This is a genomic window from Acuticoccus yangtzensis, from assembly GCF_001927245.1.
GTDB lineage: Bacteria > Pseudomonadota > Alphaproteobacteria > Rhizobiales > Amorphaceae > Acuticoccus > Acuticoccus yangtzensis.
The window spans coordinates 962,201-979,062 of the sequence record NZ_MJUX01000001.1 but is presented as its reverse complement, the minus strand read 5'-3'; the positions used below and the strand labels follow the sequence as shown (position 1 = coordinate 979,062).

14 protein-coding genes and 1 pseudogene are annotated in these 16,862 nt (G+C 68.1%); 6 read left to right on the top strand and 9 right to left on the bottom strand.

Annotated features, from left to right (window positions below; translation table 11 throughout):
• Positions 1-23 precede the first annotated feature (23 nt).
• The 3 genes and pseudogenes from BIX52_RS04315 to BIX52_RS04305 form a co-directional block, all read right to left on the bottom strand.
• On the bottom strand, positions 24-1,403 hold the full coding sequence (locus BIX52_RS04315) for a DUF2865 domain-containing protein (RefSeq protein ID WP_075219701.1): 1,380 nt from the start codon (positions 1,401-1,403) through the stop codon (positions 24-26).
• A gap of 140 nt (positions 1,404-1,543) precedes the next feature.
• Complete coding sequence (locus tag BIX52_RS04310) at positions 1,544-3,061, bottom strand: UdgX family uracil-DNA binding protein (RefSeq protein WP_075219700.1); 1,518 nt, start codon at positions 3,059-3,061, stop codon at positions 1,544-1,546.
• A gap of 71 nt (positions 3,062-3,132) precedes the next feature.
• Positions 3,133-4,389 (bottom strand): annotated as a pseudogene (locus BIX52_RS04305) (putative DNA modification/repair radical SAM protein); the annotation flags it as partial.
• Between the two features lie 196 nt (positions 4,390-4,585).
• Here BIX52_RS04305 and BIX52_RS04300 point away from each other — a divergent pair.
• The 3 genes from BIX52_RS04300 to BIX52_RS04290 are packed head-to-tail and all read left to right on the top strand — an operon-like array spanning position 4,586 to position 6,538.
• Positions 4,586-5,542, top strand: coding sequence for an ABC transporter substrate-binding protein (locus BIX52_RS04300; protein ID WP_075219698.1), 957 nt, complete (start codon positions 4,586-4,588; stop codon positions 5,540-5,542).
• Positions 5,539-6,192: a L,D-transpeptidase gene (locus tag BIX52_RS04295; protein WP_083660064.1), complete on the top strand. Its 654-nt coding sequence runs from the start codon at positions 5,539-5,541 to the stop codon at positions 6,190-6,192. The genes BIX52_RS04300 and BIX52_RS04295 overlap by 4 nt, the downstream gene beginning before the upstream one ends.
• A gap of 49 nt (positions 6,193-6,241) precedes the next feature.
• Entirely contained in the window at positions 6,242-6,538 is a 297-nt protein-coding gene (locus tag BIX52_RS04290; protein WP_205647690.1) for a hypothetical protein, read from the top strand.
• Between the two features lie 82 nt (positions 6,539-6,620).
• Here BIX52_RS04290 and BIX52_RS04285 read toward each other — a convergent pair whose 3' ends face one another.
• From BIX52_RS04285 to BIX52_RS04275, 3 genes are all read right to left on the bottom strand, one after another.
• Positions 6,621-7,370, bottom strand: coding sequence for an SDR family oxidoreductase (locus BIX52_RS04285; RefSeq protein WP_075219697.1), 750 nt, complete (start codon positions 7,368-7,370; stop codon positions 6,621-6,623).
• Between the two features lie 217 nt (positions 7,371-7,587).
• Positions 7,588-7,890 (bottom strand): hypothetical protein, encoded by a 303-nt coding sequence (locus BIX52_RS04280; RefSeq protein WP_075219696.1) that lies wholly within the window; start codon positions 7,888-7,890, stop codon positions 7,588-7,590.
• 214 nt (positions 7,891-8,104) lie between these two features.
• Positions 8,105-9,349, bottom strand: coding sequence for a glycosyltransferase (locus tag BIX52_RS04275; RefSeq protein ID WP_205647689.1), 1,245 nt, complete (start codon positions 9,347-9,349; stop codon positions 8,105-8,107).
• A gap of 139 nt (positions 9,350-9,488) precedes the next feature.
• Here BIX52_RS04275 and BIX52_RS04270 point away from each other — a divergent pair, with 139 nt between their 5' ends.
• Entirely contained in the window at positions 9,489-10,943 is a 1,455-nt protein-coding gene (locus BIX52_RS04270) for a pyruvate dehydrogenase complex dihydrolipoamide acetyltransferase (protein ID WP_075219695.1), read from the top strand.
• Positions 10,944-11,618: 675 nt separating this feature from the next.
• Here the strand turns inward: BIX52_RS04270 and BIX52_RS04265 are convergent.
• Positions 11,619-11,891 carry an acylphosphatase gene (locus tag BIX52_RS04265; RefSeq protein ID WP_075219694.1) on the bottom strand — a complete coding sequence of 91 codons (273 nt, stop codon included), beginning with the start codon at positions 11,889-11,891 and terminating at the stop codon, positions 11,619-11,621.
• A complete protein-coding gene (locus BIX52_RS04260; RefSeq protein WP_075219693.1) occupies positions 11,891-13,882 on the bottom strand; it encodes an acetyl-CoA carboxylase biotin carboxylase subunit in 1,992 nt (663 codons plus the stop codon). The genes BIX52_RS04265 and BIX52_RS04260 overlap by 1 nt, the downstream gene beginning before the upstream one ends.
• A 77-nt stretch (positions 13,883-13,959) precedes the next feature.
• Here BIX52_RS04260 and BIX52_RS04255 point away from each other — a divergent pair, with 77 nt between their 5' ends.
• Together BIX52_RS04255 and BIX52_RS04250 are read left to right on the top strand one after the other, a co-directional pair.
• On the top strand, positions 13,960-14,295 hold the full coding sequence (locus BIX52_RS04255) for a CidA/LrgA family protein (RefSeq protein WP_075219692.1): 336 nt from the start codon (positions 13,960-13,962) through the stop codon (positions 14,293-14,295).
• Positions 14,295-15,017: an LrgB family protein gene (locus BIX52_RS04250; RefSeq protein WP_075219691.1), complete on the top strand. Its 723-nt coding sequence runs from the start codon at positions 14,295-14,297 to the stop codon at positions 15,015-15,017. The genes BIX52_RS04255 and BIX52_RS04250 overlap by 1 nt, the downstream gene beginning before the upstream one ends.
• 278 nt (positions 15,018-15,295) lie before the next feature.
• On the opposite strand, the gene BIX52_RS04245 is transcribed toward BIX52_RS04250, so the two are convergent.
• Complete coding sequence (locus tag BIX52_RS04245) at positions 15,296-16,828, bottom strand: acyl-CoA carboxylase subunit beta (RefSeq protein WP_075219690.1); 1,533 nt, start codon at positions 16,826-16,828, stop codon at positions 15,296-15,298.
• Positions 16,829-16,862: the final 34 nt, after the last annotated feature.

Below are 16,862 nucleotides of genomic sequence, written 5' to 3'. Positions count from 1 at the left end.
GCAAACGAGGCTCGGCGGGGTGATCAGCCGCCCTGCGCGTCGGCGGCGGGGACGCGGGCCGGGGCCGAGCCGAGCGGCGTCACCTCGACGGGATCGTCCTCGGCCGCGGCAGCCGCGGCGGCGGCCTCGGGCGTCAGCGGGATCACCGTGACCGCGGACGTGACGATTCCCTGGCGGCGCTGGCGAACAGCGATGCGGTCGGTCGCCGCCTGCGTCTCGGAGAAGAATTGCGGGCCGACATCGCGATAATCGTCGGTCTGGTTCATGGCGATGCTGCTGGAGCCGGCCGCGGGCTCGTCGTCCTCCGGCGCCTCCGGCAGGGTCAGGCCGACGAGGCGCGCCGGGGGCTCGGACGTGCGGTCCGTCTTGAGGGGCGGCAAAGGCTGCCCGGTCTCGTCGTACACCGCGCGGAACGGCGTCCACTGCGGCTCCTGCGAAGCTGCGGCGGCAGCGGCGGCCGTCTCGGCGGCGCTCGCTCCGTCGGTCGCCGTCTGCGCCTCGCCCTTGGCGCGCAGCGAGGCCACCACGGCATCGATGTCCTTGGAGTTCGGCGCGCCGATCGACTGCGGCTGACATCCGCAGCCGGACACGACTCGCTTGCGATAGGCGAAAGCGGTGGGAAGGTTCACATAGCTCTCGCCGGTCATGGTCGAGCGCATGCTCTCCACGGGCGAGGAATTGTTGTGGCTGTAGAGCGACACGTCCGCGCCCGGGCAGCGGCCGACGCACATCGCCAGCTCATCGTAGAAATTGTCGGAGTGGGAGTTGTTGTTGATCGGGAAATAGAACCCGTCGCACAGGCGCACGCACACGGTGCGCGAGCTGCCGTAGCGCATCTCACCCTTGCGGTGCCCGCTGGAGCGGGTGGCCGAGGACGAATAGGAATCCTTGCTGCTCGACGTCGGCCGCTCGTTCGTCAGATTGACGCGCTCGACGCCTTTGCTCGGCCCGGTGTCCGGCTCGTAGCTGACGACGCGGCGCTCTTCCTGCACCCGGCGCGTGCTGCCGAACAGGCCCGAGAAGATGCCGCGGTCCCGCTTGCCTTCGGTGTGGACGCCGGCGACGAGGCGGCCGCCGATCATCACATATTCCTCGTTCTTCGGCTTGGGCGCCTCCCGCCGCACGACACGCTGCTCGGCGCAGGCGGAGGCAACGCGGCGTTGCAACGCCGCAACCTCGCGCGTGTTGCCGCCGCGGCGCATACGCGCTTCGATCCCCGCACACGCACGGTGCCGGCCGAAACCGGACGCATTGCAGCCGTAAGCCCGGTACTGGCGCTGGAGGTCGGCCGACCCGCCGCCGCTCTGCGCCGCGGCGAGCTGGTTGCGCAACGAGGTGCAAGACTGTGCCGCGGCCTCGCCGACACACAGCACCGCAACGACAGCCGCAATCAAAAGGCGCATGGAGTATCCCCGAAGCTTCAACAGTAGCCGAGATGAACGATCAGGTATGTGACCGTTGGCTTAGGTACAACGGATCGAGAGGCCCGACCGTTGCATAGGCTTAACGGATAAAGGCGGACCGAGGCCCGCCTCGTCTAGCGTCACAGGCCTGTCGCCACTGAAATCTCACGCACACGTGACAGGTCGGCAACGAATTTATCATACTCTGCCCGACGTGCCGATTCGTCCGGAAGCCGCAAGAGAAAAGAGGGGTGGACGGTCAGAAAGCCGGGCGTCCCATCGGCCCAATCGAGAGGCTTTCCGCGCATTTTGCCGATGGTGACCGTGCGGCCGAGAAGGCTGCGCGCGGCGCTCGCCCCGAGCGCCACGGTGAGGCGCGGCCGCACGAAGCGGCGCTCGGCCGTGAGCCACGCCTCACAGGCATGGATCTCTGAAATCGACGGCTTCTGGTGGATGCGCCGCTTCCCGCGCGGCTCGAATTTGAAGTGCTTCACCGCGTTGGTGATGAAGGTGCGGTTGCGGTCGATGCCGGCATCGGCCAGCGCCCGGTCGAAGAGCTGCCCGGCGGGGCCGACAAAGGGTTTGCCGGCAATATCTTCCTGGTCGCCCGGCTGCTCGCCGACGAACATGATCGGCGCATCCAACGCCCCTTCGCCGGGGACGGCCTGCGTCGCCGGGCCATGCAGCGGGCAGCGCGTGCAGTGGCCAAGCGCCCGCTTCAGGTCCGCCAGCGTCTCGAAGTGGTCGCCCAAGGCGGCGACGGCGTCGGCCTCGCTCCGCCGTTCGCGGGCGATGCGGGTGGAGCGCGCCGGGCCGAGGGCTGGGGCGGCCACCATCGCCTCGGCCCGGCTGGCGGCGGACTTGATCAGCGGGGCGATCAGCTCCGCCTCGGGCATGTTCTTCCAGTAGCGCTTCGGCATTTCGGACTGCATCGCCTTCACCTTCAGCCGCGCCGGGTTGAAGATCGCGCCGAAATAGGTGCGCCACAGGTCTTCGTTGATGTCGCCGTCCGGCGCCACGTCGCGCGAGGCGCCGGGGCCCATGGTCAGCGTCTCGCCGTCCCAGTGGGCGGAGCGGTCCGGGGTGAGGATGGACCAGCGCATCTCGGGAAACCGGCGGGTGAAGAAGGGCGCGGTGCGGTCCAGCGTATGATGCTCGGGCTCGAACCAGGCCACGAAGCGGGCGGTGCCGTCGGCATCCGTCGTCTCGCGGAAGCGCACGAAGGCCTTCATCTTATGGCTGCAGCGGGCGACGTTCTTGGCCATCGTGCGCGCCTTGGCAACGTCCGGGTCGCTGGCGATGTCGAGGAGCTTCGGCTCGGCGGCGAAGCGGGCGAGCAGGCGGTGGAGAAGCGCGAACCTCTCCGGCGCGTTGTGGCAGACGACGGCCTCGGCGAGGGAGAGGAAGGCGCGGGGGGCGCGCGGCGCGGTCTCCGGCGTCGGCTCGGGAAGCGCATCGACGCTCCGGCCCGTGCCGAAGAGGCCGCGGGGCGCGTCATCCTCCTGCGCCACCTGCCACACCACGTCGCGCGGGTCGACCCCGGCCGCGGTCAGCTTGCGCGCGGTGTTACGGAAGGCGGCGAAGTCGGCCGGGTGGGCGAGGTCGACGCGCCACGGTCCCGAAGCGGCGGGCGCGGCGGCGCGGGCAGGGGCCGTCACAGCACGGTTGTCGCCGCCAGCGGCAGGGTCGCCGTGGACGTGTGCGCTATGGGCGGGGGTGGGGCGGCGAAGAGGTCGAGCTGCGACGGGCCTTTGATGAAGCGCTGGCGCAGTGCGGCATCGTCGAGCAGGCGCGCCGGCTGCCAGCCCTCCAGCACGATGAACGGCTTGGCCTTGCGCGCGGTCGGCGTCAGACGGGCGAGATCCTCGAACCTCATCCGCCGATAGCGGCGCGTCCTGACGATCGCGTCCACCGCCTTCACGCCGAGGCCCGGCACGCGCAGCAGCATCTCGCGCGGGGCGCGGTTGAGGTCGACGGGGAAGGCCTCGCGATGGGCGAGCGCCCAGGCGAGCTTGGGGTCGATCTCGAGGTCCAGCATGCCGCCGGCGGTGGCGCCTTCGAGGTCCGACAGCTCGAAACCGTAGAAGCGGGTCAGCCAGTCGGCCTGGTAGAGCCGGTGCTCGCGCGCCAGAGGCGGCGGGGCGGGCGGCAGCGCCGACGATGCGTCGGGGATCGGCGAGAAGGCGCTGTAGTAGACCCGGCGCAGGTCGTAGGACGTATAAAGCGTGCGGCTGGTGGTGAGGATGGTGAGGTCGCTCGCCCCGTCCGCGCCGACGATCATCTGCGTCGACTGGCCCGCAGGGGCGAAGCGGCGGGGCTTGGCGCGGCCGGTCTTCTCCTCGCGCGGGGTGCGCTTGGCGGCCTCGATGCCGGTCTTCAGGTGCGCCATGGACGATTTGATGATCCGGCTCGACTTCTCCGGCGCGAAGGAGGTCAGGCTGCGCTCCGTCGGCAGCTCGATGTTGATGGACAGCCGGTCCGCCCAGCGCCCGGCCTCGGCCAGAAGCTCCGGCGAGGCGTCGGGGATCGTCTTCAGGTGGATGTAGCCCTGGAAGCGGTGCTCCAGCCGCAGCGTGCGGGCGACGCGCACGAGCTGTTCCATCGTATGATCGGCCGAGCGGATGATGCCGGACGACAGGAACAGCCCCTCGATATAGTTGCGGCGGTAGAAGGAGAGGGTGAGGTCCACCACCTCCTCGACCGTGAAGGCCTCGCGCTCGATCCGGCTCGACACACGGTTGATGCAATAGGCGCAGTCGTAGATGCAGGCGTTGGTCAGCAGCAGCTTGAGGAGCGAGATGCACCGCCCGTCAGGCGCGTAAGCGTGGCAGATGCCGGACCCTTCGGTCGAGCCGATCCCGCCGGACGCCTTGGCGTTGCGCTTGGTGGTGCCGGACGAGGCGCAGGATGCGTCGTACTTCGCCGCGTCCGCGAGGATGGCGAGCTTTTCCTTCAGCGAGCGCGTGCGGCCGGTGGAGGGCGGCATGAAAGTCCCTTGAGTTCCATCTTTGTTCGTAATTGGGGCATTCTGCGCGGCGGGTAAAGTGCGGCGGATCGCCTGTTGAAGATTGGTCACACTTCACGAGCGAATGATCCGCAATGTTGCCCCGATTTGGCTGACATGCATGGTCGTGGGAGTGATGCGCGGCCCGTATGGTTGCGCCCAAGACGAGGGGAGCCATATGCGGCGGATCCTGGCTCTGGCGGCCACCATGGCAGCCAGCGCGGCCCTGGTGGGGCCAGCAGCGGCGAAGACGACGGTGGTGATCGGCGTGCCCGATTGGCCGACCGCGGCGGTGACGTCCGAGATCATCGGCACCGTGCTGGAAGAGCATTATGACGCGGCCGTGAGAAAGCGGCCGATCGGTACGGTGCAGCTCTTCGACGCGATCGACCGGGGCGAAATCGACATCCATCCCGAGATCTGGTTGCCGAATTCGTCAGTCGACGTCGCGAAATATACCGACGAGTTGAAGACGCTCAGCCTGGCGCCGGCGCGCGTGGAGGCGACGCAGAACATCTGCACCACCAGGGAGACGGTGGAGGCGACCGGGCTGAAGGCGGTGGCGGACCTCGCCAAGCCGGAGATGGCGGCGAAGTTCGACACCGACGGTGACGGCCGCGGCGAGATGTGGATCGGCGACTTCGATTGGTCGGCGACGCGCATCGAACGGCTGCGGGCCAAGAGCTACGGCTACGACCAGACGATGATGCTCCTCACCATGCCCGAGGACATGGCGATGGCGGCCGTCGACGCTGCGGTGGCGCTGGCGACGCCGATCGTCTTCTACTGCTACGCGCCGCATCACGTGTTCGCGCTGCACGACATCGTGACCCTGGACGAGCCCGCCTACGACCCGGCGACCTGGGAGGTGCTTTCACCGGACGTGGACCCGGCGTGGCTCGAGAAGTCCAAGGCCGGGTCGGGCTGGGAGCCGGCTTATTACCACATCGGCTATGCGACCGACTTCGCCGCGGCCGAGCCGGAGATCACTGCCTTTCTCGACAAGATGGCGCTGACCGCCGAGGACGCGGAGGCGATGAGCTACGCCATCCACGTCGACGGCAAGACCGCCAAGGAGGTGGCGGACGAGTGGATGGCCGCGAATGCGGATAAGATTGCGGAGTGGACCCGATGAGATCGACGATCGCGCGGATGGCGGCACTGGCGGGGGCGGGCGTTCTGGCCCTTGGCATCGCCCACGCGACCGAGGTGTTCGACCCGAACACGCGCACCTGGGTTCCCTACGACCCCGGCCAGGCCATCCGCTACTACAAGCAGCACGGTCAGGTTCCGTCCGACTTTCAGCGCCAGGTGGTGACCTTCCGCACGGCCGAGAAGCCGGGCACGATCGTCATCGACGCCAACAAGCACTTCCTCTACCTCGTCCTTGGCGACTTCAAGGCGATGCGTTACGGCATCGGCGTCGGGCGCGACGGGTTCGGCTGGGCGGGCATCGTGCGCGTCGGCCGCAAGACCGAATGGCCGACCTGGACCCCGCCGGCCGAGATGGTGGCGCGCGACCCGAAGGCGGCGAAGTGGGCCAACGGCATGCCCGGCGGCGTGGACAACCCGCTCGGCGCCCGCGCGATGTACCTCTACGAGGGCAACCAGGACACGATCTATCGCATCCACGGGACCAACGAGCCATGGTCGATCGGTCTCGACATCTCGTCCGGCTGCATCCGCATGAACAACGACGACGTGATCGACCTCTACGAGCGGGTGCCGGTGGGGGCGAAGGTCATCGTCCTGATGCAGGGCGCGGCGCTTTACCGGGGTGTGTAGTGCGGCGTGTGGTGCGCCGTGAAGAAGGACGATTGAGGAGATGAGCGCAATGATGAAGATCTGGCTGGTCGCGGCGGCGGCCTTGAGCTTGGGGGCCTGCCAGTCGTCCTCGACCAGTGCGCCAGAGCCGCAGTCCGGCGCGGTCCGGGCCTCGGTCGTCACCGCCCCGGCGGACCTGCAGCTTCTGTGCGCCACGGAGGCGCAGACGCGGCTCGGCGCCAGCGACGTGTTGCCGGTGTCCTCGTCGCAGACCGAGCCGGGGCGCTACACGGTGCTCCTCAGCGCCGGCGGCGGCCAGGCGTCGTGCGTCGTCACCGACGAAGGTGTGATCGAAAGCATCGCCTGACCGGCGAGGGCCGGGGCTGTCCCCGGCCTGACGGGCTTGCCGGTGCGGCAAGCCCGAGCGCTGCGTGTGACGCAGGCGTGGATCAGCCGCGGCCGACGAAGGGCATCTTCGTCGCCATCACGGTGAGGAACTGGGCGTTGGCGGAGAGGTCCAGCCCGGCCATGTAGACGATCGTATCGGCGACCACCTGCACGTCCATCAGCGGCTCGATGGCGATTTCGCCGTTCGCCTGGGGGACGCCCGTCGCCATGCGCGCGGCCATGTCGGTTTGGGCGTTGCCGATGTCGATCTGGCTGCAGGCGATGTCGTGTTTGCGCCCGTCGAGGCTGATCGTCTTGGTGAGGCCGGAGACGCCGTGCTTGGAGGCGGTGTAGGCGACGGAGCCCGGACGCGGCGCATGGGCCGAGATCGAACCGTTGTTGATGATCCGACCGCCCCTCGGGTCCTGGTCGCGCATCATGCGATAGGCGCCGCGGGCGACGAGGAAGCAGGCGTCCAGGTTGACGCCGACGACCCTGCGCCAATCGTCATAGCTGACATCGCCGAAATTGGTGCCGGGGGCGTTGGCGCCGGCATTGTTGAAGATGACGTCGAGCCGGCCATACTCGGATTTGATCCGGGCGAAGAGGGCGTTGACGGACGCTTCGCCGGTGACGTCGCAGCGCACCGGCAGGATGGACCCTTCGGCCGCGTCGGCGACGGCTTGCAGCTTGTCTTCACCGCGCGCCGCGGCCACGACCTTGGCGCCGTGCTTCGCGAGTGTCAGCGCGCAGGCTTTGCCGATCCCTTGGCTCGCCCCGGTGACGCAGATGATTTTACCTTCGACGCCCATAGCGTTTTTCCTCCGTTTATTAAGGAGGAGGCGTAGGGCCTTCGTCGCACCGGCGCAATGGGCGCGACGTTGAAGGATCATGAGCCGGCGCGATCATGTGGCCGGGAACTTTGAGCCGGAAGCATGCGGCCGAGCCCACGCATCGGGAGCATGGGGCCGAGAGCTGCGCTGAGGGTGCCCGGTCAGCGGGTGAGCGGCGCGGCCGCTCTGCTGCGGATCAGGCCGGTTCGCCGGTCGGGATTGCGGGAAGCGTGGTGAAGGCTTCGCCGGCGGCGACCACGCAGGACTGCCCGTTGGGCATCGACAGGATCGCGGTCCAGGTGCCTTCGGCCGAGACGTAGAGCTCCAGGATGCGCCGGTCGTTCTGCAGCCCGAACGAGCGCTGATGCTCGTTGAACTTGCGCGACAGGATCTGCACCATCTCGGTGCGCTGTTTGCAGACGGTCTTGGCGTCGGCGGTGGTCACGGGTGCAGTGAAGGCCAGGGCGGCAAGGGGAGCAAAAAGAGCGAGTTTGCGCATCGTAGTTCTCCTTGTGTCGCTGGCGGCCGTCGTCCTCGATTTCGGCCGCCTACGGCGTGTTTGTTGTCATCAATCCGTACATCTTCAGCTTAAGAGTTGCGCAGATGACGAGGATAACTTGGCCGAAATCATGTTTCGGACAATCCATCCTCTCGGTTAATGCGCTCCACCGACGGTATATTCGTCGGCGGCAGCCCCCCAGAAGGTTTCTACGTCACAAGTTGGGGCGTTCACCCTTCGCCACCGCCTGCATCATCCCCCACTGCTTCGGCAGGATGGTTGGCAGCGCATAGCGTTCCGTGATCGTGCGGCGCGCGGCTTTGCCCAAGCTTGCGTGATCAACATCGTTACGCAAGACATGTTCCAATATTTCGACCAAAGCGTCGGTATCGAAAAAGGGAGTGAGCAGACCGTTGCGTTTATGATCCACAACTTCATGCAATGGAGGGGTGTCGGATCCGACGATCAAGGCCCCCGCCGCCATGGCCTCCATGAGCGACCATGAGAGCACGAAAGGCACTGTCAGATAGACATGGGCCCGCGTGATTCTGAACATGGATCTCAAGGTCTTAAGCGGAACGAGGCCGAGGAAGTGGATGCGGCTCTCGTCGAGGTCCAAGGTCTCCAAAGCGTGCTCGCGGTGGGTCTTCCCGTCCTTGCGCGTCTTGCCGTAGGCGGTGCGGTCGGTACCGGCGATGAGCACCTGTAGATGGGGCCGCTTCTGTTGCAGCTTCGCCACAGCTTCCATGAACTGGGGAAAACCGCGATAGGGCTCCATCCCGCGCGCGACGTAGGTGATGACCTCGTCTTCGGCGGTGAACGTCTTCTCGCCATGGGTGACGGAGGCGGGGCCGGGCTTGAAGAAGTCGCAGTCCACGCCCTCGTGCAGAACCGACATATTCTGCGTCAGGTGTTTGGGGAACTGACTGTGCTGCCAGCGCGTCGGCGACGAGCCCCAGTCCATCGTCGCCAGGTCGAGCAGGATGGGGATATTCTTGAAGTGCGCGCGCGCGGCCGAGTCGTGGTTGATCGGCTCCAGGAAGTCCGCGTCGCTGCCTCTTGGATTATAGAACCACTCGAAGAGGCTCAAAATCTTCGTGTCCGGCCACAGCTCCTTGATGAGAAGGGACGGCCCCCAGCCGGAGTGCGAGCAGACGAGGTCCGGCTTCCAGCCCTGGCTCTTCAACGGGTAGAGCGCCTTGAAGGCGGCCTGGGCGGTCAGCACCGCGCGCTCGGCCGTCACCAGCGTCGGGTGGATGTCCTTCGAGACGTCTCGATGCGGCGTATAGGGCACCTTCTGGATGCCGATGTCCTGGCTGTTGCTGGCGAGCGAGCCGGCCAGCATCTCGACCCCCTCCACCGTCTTCAGGTGGGTGGCGATGCGCCGATATTGGCCGGGAAAGTTGTTGTGCAGGAACAGAATGCGCATGACGGCCTCGTGGACGAATGGCGCGGCCATACACCGATTTGACGCGGCGCGGCCAGGGCATTTGCGACGCTCACGAACCTTGCATTCGGCCCTGTCTTGTCCAACAGTCCAGCCCGCGCGGCGGGAGGCGTTCCGCACGCGCCACAGCCAAAACACTGAAGGACGCGCCATGCCCACCCCGATCTTGATGCCGGCTTTGTCGCCCACGATGGAGGCGGGAACGCTCGCCAAGTGGCTGGTGAAGGAGGGGGACACGGTCGCAGCCGGCGATGTGATCGCCGAGATCGAGACCGACAAGGCCACGATGGAGGTCGAGGCGGTCGACGAGGGGACCGTGGGCAAGATCGTCGTCGCCGAGGGCACGGCCGACGTTCCGGTGAACGACACCATCGCCATTCTGCTGGGCGAGGGCGAGAGCGCGTCCGACATCGACGGCGCCGCGCCGGCCCCGAAGGCCGAGGCCGCACCGGGCCCGAAGGCCGAGGCCGCACCGGCCCCGAAGGCAGAGCCCGCACCGGCTCCGAAGGCCGCCCCCGCCAAGGCGCCCGAAACGCCCGCAAAGGCGTCCGAAACCCCCGCTAGCGCGTCGAACGGCGCCGCGACGGCCACCAACGGGGCGGGCCCCGCGCCGGGGGCCGGCGGTGAGCGCGTCTTCGCCTCGCCGCTCGCCCGCCGCCTCGCCAAGGAAGGCGGCATCGACCTCGCCTCCGTGACCGGCTCCGGCCCGCACGGCCGCATCGTCAAGGCCGACGTCGAGAAGGCCGAGGCGAGCCCCGCACCCGCCGCGAAGGCCGCGCCCGCCGCCACGGCCGACGCGCCCGCGCCCACGCCCGCTTCCGCGCCGAAGCCGGCACCGGCCGCCGCAGCGGCGCCGATGGGCGGCATGAGCGACGATCAGATCCGCGCCATGTTCCAGGAGGGGACCTTCAAGGAGATCCCCCACGACGGCATGCGCAAGACCATCGCCCGCCGCCTGACGGAGTCCAAGCAGACCGTTCCGCACTTCTACCTGTCGCGCGATGTCGAGCTCGACGCGCTGATGAAACTGCGCGCCGACCTGAACGCCGCCGCCCCCAAGGACGGCGACGGCAAGCCCGCCTACAAGCTCTCGGTCAACGACTTCGTCATCAAGGCGCTGGCGCTGGCGCTGCGCGACGTGCCGATGGCCAACGCCACCTTCACCTCGTCCGCCCGCCTGATCCACACCGGGGTCGACGTGGGCGTCGCCGTGGCGATCCCGGACGGGCTGATCACTCCCGTCGTGCGCAAGGCCGATTCCAAGACGCTGTCGGTCATCTCCAACGAGATGAAGGACCTCGCCAAGCGCGCGCGGGACAAGAAGCTGCAGCCGGCCGAATATCAGGGCGGGTCCACGGCGGTCTCCAACCTCGGCATGTTCGGCATCAAGGACTTCGCCGCCGTCATCAACCCGCCGCACGGCTCCATCCTCGCGGTCGGCGCGGGCGAGCAGCGCGCGGTGGTGAAGGACGGGGCGCTCGCCATCGCCACGGTGATGACGATCACCCTGTCCGTCGATCACCGCGTGGTCGACGGTGCGCTGGGCGCCGAGGTGGTGCAGGCCTTCTGCCGCTACATCGAAAATCCGATGTCGCTTCTCGTCTGACCCGGCGCCCCGCGTCAGGGGCACAGTCCTTCATCGTTGAACGGCCGGAGGATCTTGCGCATCAACGCAAGATCCTCCCCCTGTATTGGGCCATATGCTGCGTGCCTGGTGCGCCGCTGGCGGTCGCCCCACGCCGCTTTCATACGACGTTGGTCGTAATTGCGGCATGAGACGAGCGGTTTTGCCGCCTTTCGCTCTTCATCCTCGCGCCGCGCCGTGGATAATGGCGCATCCCCCTTGCAAGTCGCGCCGTGCCATCTAAGGTTGTCGTTGCCGTGTGGCAGCGCGGCAGTCTGCGACCCAGGGTGGGGCGACCTTGGTAAAGACCCGATGCCATGTCTCGCGGGTCATGTCGCGGCTTGCGTGCCGAGGGGGTTGGTCGCCCCTCGGCACGCTCCGCCGCTGCCCGTTGCCGCGCTCCGCTGGCGGGTACCGACACCAAAACTCCGGACCAAGCCGCGCACCCGATGCAGGCCCGAACGGATCCAGGCGCGCACCGGACGCAGGCGTGCACTGGGGGCAGGCGTGCACCGAAAGCAGGAGTGCACCGGATGCAGGCGTGCACTGGGCGCAGGCGTGTACCTTGCGAAGGTGGACGCCGGGCGAAGACGTGCTTCGGGTGCCGGCGTCCCTGGACGCCGGCGTGTGCCCGCGCAGGGCGTCAGCCGCAGCCGGTCAGTAGTCGCGCAGCACGATGAAGCCCGACACGTCGGGGTCGTCGATCGGGTCCAGCCCGATCCCGGACACCTTCGCCAGCGGCGGACCCTTGCGGCACGCCGCCAGCATCGCGTCCGTCTCCTCGTAGGAGCCGATGATCACCGCCTCGACCCGGCCGTCCGACAGATTGCGCACGGTGCCGCGAAGGCCCCGGCGCCGCGCCTCCTCCTGGAGCCAGTTGCGGTAACCGACACCCTGAACCCGGCCCTCGATGAGGAAGCGCGTCGCCATCACTCGAACTCGAGGATGACCGCGTCCACCGCCAGGCTCGCGCCCTCCGCGACATGGACCGCCTTCACCTTGCCCGCACGCTCGGCGCGCAGGACGTTCTCCATCTTCATCGCCTCGATCACCGCGAGCTGCTGCCCGTCCTCCACCTGGTCGCCCTCCTTCACGCTGAGGGAGACGACGAGGCCCGGCATCGGACACAGCACCTTCTTGGCCGTATCCGCCGCCGACACTTCCGGCATGAAGGCCTGGAGATCGGCGACACGCGGCCGCCGCACCTTCGCCCTCAGACGCCGGCCGCGGTAGGTGAGGCCCACGTCGTGCGGCGTCTCGTCGAGACCCATCGACACCGCCTCACCGTCGATCGTCCCCTGCCACACCCCGTAGGAGGCGCGGTGCGTCACCACCGTGCGCGCCGTACCGTCGATGGTCACGGCCACCTCGCCCTGCGTCGGGGCGACATGGCCCTCAACGCGCGTCTCGTCGTCGAACAGGGCCGAAAGGGGGCCCGGCACCGGCACCGGGTGGGAGCCGAAAGACGAGCGGCGCAGCGCCTCGCGGGCCTCCACCGCAAACGCCACCGTCGCCATCAGCGTGCGGATCTCGTCCGTGGCGGGCAGCGTCGGCCCCTCCGGGAATTCCTCGGCGATGAAGCCGGTGGAGAGGTTCCCCTCACGCCAGCGCGGGTGCGCCATCAGCGCCGAAAGGAAGGTGCCGTTGTGGCGGATGCCGTCGATCGCCACTTCGTCCAGCGCCACGGACATCGCGTCGATCGCCGCCTCGCGCGTCTCGCCGTGGGTGACGATCTTGGCGATCATCGGGTCGTAGAAGCGCGAGATCTCCGAGCCTTCGACGATGCCGGTGTCCACGCGCACCGTGGTCGGCAGGGCCGCCGTGGGCGCGCGCTCCGCCGGCATGGAGAGGCGCCGGATGCGGCCGATCGACGGCAGGAACTTGCGGTCCGGGTCCTCGGCATAAAGCCGCGACTCGATCGCCCAGCCCTTCGGCTGAATGTCGCCTTGCGAATACCGCAGCGGCTCCCCGGCGGCGACGCGGATCATCTCCTCCACGAGATCGAGCCCGGTGATGAGCTCCGTCACCGGATGCTCCACCTGAAGCCGCGTGTTCATCTCGAGGAAGTAGAAGTTGGCGTTCTGGTCGGCCACGAACTCCACCGTGCCGGCCGAATCGTAGGCCACCGCCTTGGCGAGCGCCACGGCCTGCTCGCCCATCTTGGCCCGCACCTCCGGGGTCAAGAGCGGGGAGGGCGCCTCCTCGATGACCTTCTGATTGCGCCGCTGGATCGAGCATTCGCGCTCCAGCACCGAGATCGCGTTGCCGTGCTTGTCGCCCAGCACCTGGATCTCGATGTGCCGCGGATCGACGATGAATTTTTCCACGAAGACCCGCTCGTCGCCGAACGAGGATTTCGCCTCGGAGCGCGCGCGGTCGAACCCGTCGGCCACCTCGGCGCGGGAAAAGGCGATGCGCATGCCCTTGCCGCCGCCGCCCGCCGACGCCTTGATCATCACCGGGTAGCCGATCTCCTCGGCGATCGCGACGGCCTCCTCGCTGGTCTTCACCTCGCCCTTGCCGCCGGGGACGGTGGAGACGCCCGCCGCATCAGCCCGGCGCTTGGACTCGATCTTGTCGCCCATCGCGTCGATCGCGCCGGGGTTGGGGCCGATGAAGGTCACGCCCGCCTTGGCCAGCGCCTCGGGGAAGCTGGCGCGCTCGGAGAGGAAGCCGTAGCCGGGGTGGACGGCGTTCGCGCCGGTCTTGGCGCAGGCCTCCAAAATGGCAGCGATGACAAGGTAGGACTCGGCCGCGGGGGGCGGGCCGATCCGCACCGCCTCGTCGGCCATCTCGACATGGGGGGCGTGGCGGTCGGCGTCGGAATAGACGGCCACCGTGCCGATCCCGAGGCGCTGACAGGTCCGCATGACGCGGCAGGCGATCTCGCCGCGGTTCGCCACCAGGATCTTATCGAACATTGCCGTCCCTTTAGTCGATCTTGTTGACGTGGTTTTAGACGCATAGTGCGACGAAACCCAAGCGAAACGAGGTGACTATGATCAACGCCATCGCACTCCTTCTGGGGTGCCAGCTCATAGGCGAAATTATCGTGCGTCTCGTGGGCCTGCCTGTTCCGGGCCCTGTCGTCGGCGCGGCGCTTCTGTGCGCGGGCCTCCTCGTGCGCCGCCGCGTCAGCCCCACGCTCGACACCACCGCGCGAACGATCCTCTCCAACCTGTCGCTGCTGTTCGTTCCGGCCGCCGTCGGCGTGGTGGAGCACCGCGAGCTGTTCCTCACCCACGGTTTCGCGCTCGTCGCCGCGCTCGTCGTCTCCACCGTCATGGCGCTCGCCGCCGCCGCGCTCGCCTTCCGCTGGGTGGCCGGGGAATGATGAACGAGGCCCTTCCCCTCTGGGTTTACCTCTCCGAGGAGCCGCTCACCTGGCTGACCGTGACCGTCATCGCCTACGCCATCGCCGACCGACTGGCGGCCGCCGTGGGGCGTCACCCCGCCGCAAATCCCGTCGTGGTGTCGGCGGTCCTGGTGATCGGCCTGCTGCAGGTGACCGGGACACCCTTCCGCACCTATTTCGAGGGCGCCCAGTTCGTGCACTTCATGCTCGGCCCTGCGACCGTGGCGCTGGCGGTGCCCCTGGTGCAGAACCGCGTCCTCGTGCGGCGCTCGTTCAAGCCCATCCTGGCGGCTCTGCTGGCGGGGTCCGTGACCGCGGTCACGTGCGCGATCCTCATCGGCTGGGCGCTCGGCCTGCCGTCCGACGTGCTCGCCTCACTGGCGCCCAAATCCGTCACCACGCCGATCGCCATGGGCATCGCCTCGGCGCTGGGCGGCATCCCGGCACTGACCGCCGTGCTGGTGATCCTGACCGGCATCATCGGCGCCATCGCCGTGACGCCGCTGATGAACGTCATGGGCATGAAGGACATGCGCGCGCGTGGGTTCGCCGCGGGTGTGGCCGCCCACGGCATCGGCACCGCGCGGGCGTTCCAGGTTGACCCCGTCGCAGGCGCGTTCGCCGGTGTGGGCATGGCGCTGAACGGCGCTCTCACCGCGCTGCTGGTGCCCTTGGCCTTCCTGCTCTTCAGCGCGTTTTGAGCGGCGGGCTGCGGCGCTGTCGCGGCATAGACCGGGCGGCGGTGCGGCCGGCAGCGCCTCAGCGAGGGGAGTTCCCCCCTCGCGCTCCCTCCGCCTCGCCGGCTGGCAGGCCTTCAATCCGGAAGGGGATTGAAGGCTGCATCGAGGCTGAGAAGGAGCGTGACGGCGTCAAGCACCCGTGCTCCCCATGCTCGCCCGCCCCTTGGAGGGCGGCCTGCGCGTGGGTCCGCGCGGATGCTTGACCCCGCCACACTCCTTCGAAGTCTGTGCCGCCCCGATCAGAGCGGGATCGTGTCGTGCTTGCGCCAGGGGTTGTCCAGGCGCTTCTCCTGCAACAAACGCAGCGCGCGGGCGATGCGGCGGCGCGTGGAGTGCGGCAGGATCACCTCGTCGATGAAGCCGCGCTCGGCCGCCACGAACGGGTTGGCGAAACGCGTCTCGTATTCCTTGATCCGCCCGGCCAGCGCCTCCGGGTTGTCGCGGTCGGCACGGTAGAGGATCTCGGCGGCGCCCTTCGGCCCCATCACCGCGATCTCCGCCGTCGGCCACGCATAGTTGATGTCGCCTCTGAGGTGCTTGGAGGCCATCACGTCGTAGGCGCCGCCATAGGCCTTACGGGTGATCAGCGTCACCTTGGGCACCGTCGCCTCGGCATAGGCGAAGAGGAGCTTGGCGCCGTGCTTGATGAGGCCGCCATACTCCTGCGCCGTGCCCGGCAGGAAGCCTGGAACGTCCACGAAGGTCACGATCGGGATGTTGAAGGCGTCGCAGAAGCGCACGAAACGTGCGGCTTTGCGGGACGCGTCGGAATCGAGAACGCCCGCCAGCACCAGCGGCTGGTTGGCGACGAAGCCCACCGTCTTGCCCTCGATCCGCCCGAAGGTGGTGATGATGTTCTTCGCGAAACCCGCCTGGATCTCGAACAGCGAGCCCACGTCGGCGACCTTCTCCAGAAGCTCCTTCATGTCGTAGGGCGCCGTCGCCGCGTCCGGGATCAACGTGTCGAGGCTCATCTCCACCCGGTCCCACGGGTCCTCGGTGGCGAGCACCGGGGCGGGGGAGACGTTGGAGGCCGGCAGAATGTCGACGAGGCGCCGCACGTCGATCAAGGCGGCGATGTCGTCGTTATAGGCGCCGTCCGCCACCGAGGAGCGGGTGGTGTGGACCTCCGCGCCGCCCAGTTCCTCCGCCGTCACCGTCTCGTTGGTGACGGTCTTCACCACGTCCGGCCCGGTGACGAACATGTAGGACGTCCCGCGCACCATGAAGATGAAGTCCGTCATCGCCGGCGAATAGACGTCGCCGCCCGCGCACGGGCCCATGATGACCGAGATCTGCGGGATGACGCCGGATGCCAGAACGTTGCGCTGGAACACCTCGCCATAGCCGCCGAGCGCCGCCACACCCTCCTGGATGCGTGCGCCGCCCGCGTCGAACAGGCCGATGATCGGTGCGCGGTTGCGCAGGGCCATGTCCTGCACCTTCATGATCTTCTCGGCATGCGTCCACGACAGCGAGCCGCCGAAGACGGTGAAGTCCTTGGCGAAGACGAAAACCTGGCGCCCGTTGATGGTGCCCCAGCCGGTGACGACGCCGTCACCCGGATATTTCGTCTTCTCCATGCCGAAATCGGTGCAGCGGTGTTCGACGAACATGTCGAACTCTTCGAACGAGCCTTCGTCCAGCAGGACCTCGATGCGCTCGCGGGCGGTGAGCTTGCCGCGGGCGTGCTGGGCTTCGATCCGCTTGGCGCCGCCGCCGGCGCGCGCCTCGTCCCGCCGGCGTTCCAGCTCGATCAACACGTCCTTCATCGATGGCCCCGTTTATCTGTTTCCTCGACTGCGG

Coding starts and splice junctions, on each gene's coding strand:
- BIX52_RS04285 (WP_075219697.1), bottom strand. CDS start 7,370: ATGGGCGTCGAAGGTAAAATCATCTGCGTCACCGGGGCGAGCCAAGGG.
- BIX52_RS04250 (WP_075219691.1), top strand. CDS start 14,295: ATGAACGAGGCCCTTCCCCTCTGGGTTTACCTCTCCGAGGAGCCGCTC.
- BIX52_RS04290 (WP_205647690.1), top strand. CDS start 6,242: ATGATGAAGATCTGGCTGGTCGCGGCGGCGGCCTTGAGCTTGGGGGCC.
- BIX52_RS04300 (WP_075219698.1), top strand. CDS start 4,586: ATGCGGCGGATCCTGGCTCTGGCGGCCACCATGGCAGCCAGCGCGGCC.
- BIX52_RS04270 (WP_075219695.1), top strand. CDS start 9,489: ATGCCCACCCCGATCTTGATGCCGGCTTTGTCGCCCACGATGGAGGCG.
- BIX52_RS04260 (WP_075219693.1), bottom strand. CDS start 13,882: ATGTTCGATAAGATCCTGGTGGCGAACCGCGGCGAGATCGCCTGCCGC.
- BIX52_RS04255 (WP_075219692.1), top strand. CDS start 13,960: ATGATCAACGCCATCGCACTCCTTCTGGGGTGCCAGCTCATAGGCGAA.
- BIX52_RS04245 (WP_075219690.1), bottom strand. CDS start 16,828: ATGAAGGACGTGTTGATCGAGCTGGAACGCCGGCGGGACGAGGCGCGC.
- BIX52_RS04275 (WP_205647689.1), bottom strand. CDS start 9,349: ATGGCCGCGCCATTCGTCCACGAGGCCGTCATGCGCATTCTGTTCCTG.
- BIX52_RS04280 (WP_075219696.1), bottom strand. CDS start 7,890: ATGCGCAAACTCGCTCTTTTTGCTCCCCTTGCCGCCCTGGCCTTCACT.
- BIX52_RS04295 (WP_083660064.1), top strand. CDS start 5,539: ATGAGATCGACGATCGCGCGGATGGCGGCACTGGCGGGGGCGGGCGTT.
- BIX52_RS04315 (WP_075219701.1), bottom strand. CDS start 1,403: ATGCGCCTTTTGATTGCGGCTGTCGTTGCGGTGCTGTGTGTCGGCGAG.
- BIX52_RS04265 (WP_075219694.1), bottom strand. CDS start 11,891: ATGGCGACGCGCTTCCTCATCGAGGGCCGGGTTCAGGGTGTCGGTTAC.